Origin of the sequence: Flavobacterium sp., assembly GCF_013822155.1 — a bacterium.
Taxonomy (GTDB): domain Bacteria; phylum Bacteroidota; class Bacteroidia; order Flavobacteriales; family Flavobacteriaceae; genus Flavobacterium.
This window is the reverse complement of sequence record NZ_PNJW01000195.1, coordinates 1-1,170: the sequence shown is the minus strand read 5'-3', so window position 1 is coordinate 1,170 and position 1,170 is coordinate 1. Positions and strand designations below refer to the sequence as shown.

At 29.3% G+C, this 1,170-nt stretch carries 1 protein-coding gene; it reads left to right on the top strand.

Going from position 1 to position 1,170, the window contains the following annotated elements; genetic code table 11:
• Positions 1-1,170 (top strand): hypothetical protein (locus C0512_RS15885; RefSeq protein ID WP_290863335.1); only part of this gene is annotated, 1,170 nt, incomplete at both ends.

The following is a 1,170-nucleotide window of genomic DNA, read 5'->3' as shown; positions in this document are numbered from 1 at the left end:
GAAAATATTATATGGAAAAGTACCATTTCAATCGAGCAAAGGCTTACATATTGACGCTCCTCTTTATATAAATGTTTTGCTTTTAGGATGTTCACCTCGAATTGACTCAACCCTGATAAGTACTTTTGAAAGTCATACTATTGATTCAGATTCTTCGTTAATTAATAATATTTCAATCACTTTGAAACAGTCGGATTTATACCCTTCTGCTCAAAGTAACTTAATTAGTAAATTTATTGAAGAATCTAATTCAAATTCTGATATTTTTCCTATTAGTTTCTCTAAGCTTTTAATTTCTGACTATGAAAATTTATTTATATTTCAGACAAAATATTACTTAGAGAGCTCAAAGAATCATATTACGAATGAATTACGAAATAGATTATTAACTTTGCCGCCATATCTTTTTCAAGAGAAAATAAGTGGCCTCTCCACTTTGAATATACAGGAGACGCCATGGTTTCTCTGGCTTAAAGAAATATATATTAAAGTAAGCCTTATTTATATCGAGCAAGCCTCGCAGAGAAAATTTAAATTATTTAATTACGGCTCGAATCTAGCTGCACCAGGTACTTCTAACACAGAATGTAAAATGGATGAATGGGGCTTAAATAGAGCATTTAGTCAATTACTCAATGAAGGAGAATTCTTTGACAGTTCTAAGGACTTTGATATCGTCGGAAACACTTGGATCTTAATTTTTCAAATTTATTTAATACACTTTCTTTATAAATCTATGTCTAAAAAACCTGCTTTTTCTTTGGATGACTTTTTGATACTTCGAGATATTATTTACAAAAAATTAAATTTACCTATAACGAATAATCAACCATTAAGCACCCATGATGTTGAAAATATATGCAACTTATTTTTTTCTCTTGTCATTCTTTGTCATAAAAATCCTGATTTAAACGATAATTATAACTTTCTTATTTCTTATGCTTTTGACAATCAAAAAAAATTTACTTCACTTTTTCATTTAAATCTGAGTCACCCGAGTAGCATTGGTTTATTACTTATTCTTTCTTTAGAAAGTCCCGACGAACTATTGAATCCATATAAAACCGCCGAACTTATACAAACTAGATATAGGGGAAAAATAGAGGGAATAAAACATCATTTAAGTTTCACATGCAATCCACATACCCAACAAATTGAAAAAATAAACTA